Consider the following 5,447-nt stretch of genomic DNA (forward strand, 5'->3'; position numbering starts at 1 on the left):
TTATCTATCATTAAGAGCATGTCAAATCCTTATTTTTTATTTGCCTTATCTTGTCGTCTTGTCAAATTTTACCGTACTTACGCCGTCATCGCCTGCTTTTAGCATGATGTGAGCCGACTGACTGGCAAAGATACCATTACACACCACGCCCACGATGTTGTTTAGGGTACTCTCTAGCTCGGCAGGGTCTGTGATGTCCAAATCATAAGTATCCAAAATCACATTACCATAATCAGTGACAAAGTCTTCCCGATAGACAGGCTCGCCCCCGAGTTTGACCAGTTCACGAGCCACATAGGAACGGGCTTGGGGCAGTACTTCCACCGCCACAGGGAATTTGCCCAGTTTGGTGACTGTTTTGGAGTCGTCCACCATACACACAAAGCGTTTGGATGCTACCGCCACGATTTTCTCACGGGTCAAGGCACCGCCACCGCCTTTTATCATGTTGCCATGAGCGTCTATCTCGTCCGCCCCGTCAATGTACAAATCAAGCTCGCCCACCGCATTTAAATCAAAAATTTCAATGCCTAAGGCTCTTAATTTATCTTCGGTCACTTGTGAGCTTGCCACCGCCCCTTTTAGGCGAACCTGTGGCAACAGCTCAATCAAGCAGTTTACCGTACTGCCTGTCCCCACACCCAAAATCATGCCGTCTTCGATGTAGGCAAGGGCGGATTTGGCAACGGCTTGTTTTTGGGCAAGTTTGGGGTCGGTGTGGGCTGTGTTAGACATGATGATTCTCATAAAAATTTGGGGTTATTTTACGCTAAATTTAGCAAAAAATAAATCATAAAAAATCAGCTCTACCATACTAAATAGAGCCAAAGCCTATAAGTGCGTCAAATATTATCATACACCGTATCACGCCGTCCCACCGTAATCACAAGCACCACCAATTTATCATCCCTAACTTCATAAACCAAACGATAACCCACCTTACGAAGTTTGATTTTGTATAAATTCTTAGCATTCGCCCCGTGTAGTTTATTCTTGGGAATGTGTGGATTTAACAGCACTTCTTCTAGCTTTTTTAAAAATTGCTCGGCAATCGTGGCGTTTAATGTTTCAAATTCTTTTAACGCAGTTTCATTAAATTCTAATTCATAAACACGATTTTCATCATTATTGGAATTTGGCTCGTAAGTCATCAATCGTTACCTTTACCGTTTTTTGGTTTTGCCGTTCGTTTGCCAATTTGATGAGTTCTTGGTCGTCTAATGCGTCCAACATTTTTTCGTATAAAGACGCAGGCACGCAATAAAAAGCAGGGGTATTGCGATTTAAAATCGCCACAGGTTCGCCATTGGCGTGGGCGAGTGTGTCCATGGGGCTTTTCTTTAAATCGCTGATACTGGCAACATAACGGCTATGGATTTGGTTTAGCATATAAACTACCTTTTCGGTAAGAGCGGATTAGTGATAGATTGGAGTATTGAGACGTGGTGTTAAGAATATTAAACCAACATGTGAGCGAATATCTAGAATTTTCTTTAAAATATTTTTAAAGATATTTTGTATGCAGTTTTTATCGGAGATATTTTTAGAATAAAATAAGCAAAAAATACTCAGAAATATTTGAAATAAACTTAGGTTTTTTAAATGTTCTATATTGGTACTTATCGTTTGTTCAATGACTGAATTTATTATATATTCTATATATTCTAATTTTATCATCATGTCATGTACGTCATTATGTTCATTCATGGGAAAATCAAATACTTTTAAAAGTGCTTTTTATAATACTTTTAAAAGTGCTTTTTGTCAATCTTTTTCCCAAAATTGCTACCCATCCCAACTTATGCTAAACTATAACCTTTTGCAATTAGGAATTGTCATGAAAAAATTTACGCTCATCATCGCCCTATGCCTGCCCCTAACGCTTGTGGCGTGCAGTGCCAATAACGGTCAGGGTGTACGTCCTACTGCCAGCGTGTTGATTGGAAAATGACATTTTGGAACAAATCATGAAAAAAAATTTTTATCATTTTATTTTATCATTGGGATTGATGACGTTACTGACAGCTTGTCAGAGCAAAGTAACGCTCTACTATTATCCAGTACCGCCAGAACAAACTCAACCTACAAGCGAACTTCGCCTCCTACAAAACATCCACGAATACACTCTAGACAACGGCTTGCAAGTCGTCATCAAAGAAGACAAACGAGCCCCTGTGGTCATGACCCAGATTTGGTATGGCGTGGGGGCGAATGATGAGCCTGTGGGCAAGGGCGGATTGTCGCACTTTTTAGAGCATTTAATGTTCAAGGACACGCCCAAGGTATCCAGCGATGAATTTAGCCGTCTTATCAGTCATTATGGTGGCAGCAATAACGCCTACACCAGTTCGGACGTTACCGTTTATCATGAGATTTTGCCCGCCAATCGCTACGCCCTAGCGTTGGAGCTAGAAGCCAACCGCATGAAAAACGTCCTATTTAAACCCGAACAGATACAGAGCGAACGCCAAGTTGTTCAAGAAGAACGCCGTTCTCGTACGGACGACAACCCCATGGCAAAAGCGTGGGAGCGGTTTTTACCATTCGTCTATGGCGACACGCCACGGGGTCGCCCCATTATCGGGAGCATGGCGGACATTGAGAGCTTGACCATGGATGACCTAAAACACTGGTACGCCACATGGTACGTCCCCAACAACGCCACGCTTGTTATCGTGGGCGACGTGGACAAGGACGATGCCCTAACCCATATCAAAAAATATTTTGGCGACATTCCCAAAGGCGACCCCGTACCCGCCCGAGACCCTGCCCAATTCATCCATGCCGATGACCTAAACGCAGGCAAAGGCGGTGTGAGCGAACGCCATATCGTCATCAAAGAAGCCGTCCAAGTTCCCACGCTGATTTTGGCGTGGCAAGCCCCTACTTTATCTAGCCTAAAACTCACCAACCGCCACACCGCCGACAATGAGCGAGAGCTGTTGGCATTGGGGCTGTTTGATGACGTGCTAAGTGGCGGAGCGTCTGGGCGATTTGCCAAAAATTTGGTCAAAAAAGAACTCGTTACGTCTGTACATAGTAGTTACGACAGTACAGGCTATGGGGACGGCTTTTTTATGGTCATGGCAACGCCAAAAGCAGGGGTGAGCCTTGATGAAACCAAACGCCTTGTCTTAGATGAGATAAAACGCACCATGACCGACCCCATTGACCAAAAAGAGCTTGACCGTTCTATGGTTGCCACAAAAACCGCCTTGGTGTTTGCGTCCGAAGGTGTATCAGGGCAGGCAAGTTTATTGGGGATGCTAAAAAATGAAAATATCCCTTTTGGCAAAATCCAAGAAGAATTGGCAATCCTACCCACCATTAGCACCGATGAAATTAAAAACGCAGGCAAAAAATACCTAAGCGATGAGCGTATGTATAGTGCCTATATTTTGCCAAAAGATGAATAATAGATTATTTTTGGGGTTTGAAAAGTTGATAAAAAATTATGGGCAAAATTTAAATAAAAAATTAAATTTTACCAAAATCATTTTATTTAAAAGATAAATTGATACACTCTACAAAATGAAAAAGCACCACGGTTTCCGTTCGTGGTGAGCTAAGTCGAACCATGACGGAAACTGACCTGAAGGCAAGCTTGTGGCGAACGGTTTCCGTAGCAAAATTCAATTTTGTTAGCTGTATTAAATTTGGATATTTAAAAAATGAACAAGACATTTTTCCAAAATTAACCATGACAATCAATTTAAATAAAAATGATTTGTATAAAATCAACAATTAAAACCCCAACCCAATATCAGGAAATCTCATGAAAAAACTTACCCCAATTGCCTTAACCTTATTGCTTATCAGCCACATCACATGGGCGGACGGTCATCATCATGCCCCTGTCGCCCCAAGCGATAAGCCCTTGCCCATGCTTGACAGCCTAAAAGATGACAAGCCACTGGACTTAAAAATCCCACACATGGAGCGGTTTGACGTGGACGGCGTGCCTGTGATTTTTACGCCCATTGATGAATTACCGATTTTGGACATTAGCTTGACCTTTAAGGGTGGTTCTGCCAAGGATGACACCATACGAGCGGACGGCTACGGCATTGCTGGCATGACCGCCACCATGATGACCCAAGGCACAACCCACCTAGACGAGAACACATTTGCCGAAAAAGCCGAACTGCTGGGCGTGGTATTTGGGGCGACTGCCTACCGAGACACGTTTGTTTATGCGTTTAGAAGTTTGTCGGACGACAAAGAGCTGTATCCTGCCCTTGATTTGTTTGCCGACATGATACAAAACCCCCGTTTTGATGAAACTATCCTAAAACGCAACCAAGCCCAAGCGGACATCGGTTTTGAGCGTGCCAAACAAAACCCAAGCCATCTGGCAAGTGTTGAATTTTTAAAAACCCTATACGGCACACACCCCTACGCCATCCCCACAGGCGGAACACAACAGAGCGTGGCGAGCATTAGCCGAGATGACCTAATCGCCTATAAAAACAAATACTTAACCAAAGGCAACGCCCACATCGCCATCACAGGCGACATCAGTGCCGATGACGCACGCACCATCGCCAAACGCCTGATAAATGCCTTGCCCCAAGGCGAGAGAGCCACCGACTTGCCCACGCCCATCGCCCCCAAGCCACAGCACGTCCATATCCCCTATGATAGCACCCAAACGCACGTCTATATCGGACACATGGGCGAAAAAAAGACCAAAGATCCTGTGGAGCTACAAAACCGCACCAGTTTTAGCCTTGCCAACAGCGTACTGGCAGGGGGCGATTTTAATGCGTATCTCATGAAAGAAATCCGAGACAAGCACGGCTACACCTATGGTATTACGGGCGGTATGACGACATTTGATGAGCGGGGTTATTATCGTATCAGTTTTTCTACTCAGACCGACAAAGCCAAAGAAGCAATCATCAAAACCTTACAAGTCATTGAAAAAACAAGAAAAAATGGCATAAAAGACAGCGAATTTAACCTAGAACGCACCAGTCGCAAATACGCCTATCCCATGAGCCTTGCCACCAACTCAGCCATTCATAGCACGGCAAGCCATTTGGGTTATGATAATTTGCCCGACAGTCATATCACTGATTATCTGGTGCGACTAGACAAGGCGACATTGGATGCGGTCAATCAATCGCTAAATACCTATATCCGCCCTGATGAATTTATCATCGTTACCATTGGTAAAGAAAAACCTGATTTATCAAGTTTGTTTAAACAAGATAATAAAAAAGGGTCGAAAAAGGTTGATTAAAATATTGTTTAAAAAGAAATGATTTATTTTTGGATAAATGCGTAGAGGAAAATTTAAATTTTTCAATGTAATATATCAATTTGGATAAATTAAATTTACCCCCATGTACCTAAATCGTAAATTAACCATACCTATTTTTTTAAATAAAATAAAGATAAAATTGGCAAATAAAAATCAATAGAATACCCCACTCTCAACTTAA

The 5,447-nt window shown here is 42.9% G+C and carries 5 protein-coding genes; 2 read left to right on the top strand and 3 right to left on the bottom strand.

What is annotated here, in order from left to right; genetic code table 11:
- Window positions 1-45: 45 nt before the first annotated feature.
- The 3 genes from rpiA to B0182_RS13440 form a co-directional block, all read right to left on the bottom strand.
- On the bottom strand, window positions 46-735 hold the full coding sequence (rpiA, locus tag B0182_RS13430) for a ribose-5-phosphate isomerase RpiA (protein ID WP_078275398.1): 690 nt from the start codon (window positions 733-735) through the stop codon (window positions 46-48).
- 107 nt (window positions 736-842) lie between these two features.
- Window positions 843-1,151 (bottom strand): type II toxin-antitoxin system RelE family toxin, encoded by a 309-nt coding sequence (locus B0182_RS13435; protein ID WP_078275399.1) that lies wholly within the window; start codon window positions 1,149-1,151, stop codon window positions 843-845.
- Window positions 1,126-1,389 carry a type II toxin-antitoxin system Phd/YefM family antitoxin gene (locus tag B0182_RS13440; RefSeq protein ID WP_065255890.1) on the bottom strand — a complete coding sequence of 88 codons (264 nt, stop codon included), beginning with the start codon at window positions 1,387-1,389 and terminating at the stop codon, window positions 1,126-1,128. The genes B0182_RS13435 and B0182_RS13440 overlap by 26 nt, the downstream gene beginning before the upstream one ends.
- A gap of 578 nt (window positions 1,390-1,967) precedes the next feature.
- On the opposite strand from B0182_RS13440, the gene B0182_RS13445 reads away from it, so the two are divergent.
- A complete protein-coding gene (locus tag B0182_RS13445; protein WP_078275400.1) occupies window positions 1,968-3,416 on the top strand; it encodes a M16 family metallopeptidase in 1,449 nt (482 codons plus the stop codon).
- 359 nt (window positions 3,417-3,775) lie between these two features.
- Entirely contained in the window at window positions 3,776-5,245 is a 1,470-nt protein-coding gene (locus B0182_RS13450; RefSeq protein WP_078275401.1) for a M16 family metallopeptidase, read from the top strand.
- Window positions 5,246-5,447: the final 202 nt, after the last annotated feature.

The organism is Moraxella bovis (genome assembly GCF_002014975.1).
GTDB classification, from domain to species: domain Bacteria; phylum Pseudomonadota; class Gammaproteobacteria; order Pseudomonadales; family Moraxellaceae; genus Moraxella; species Moraxella bovis.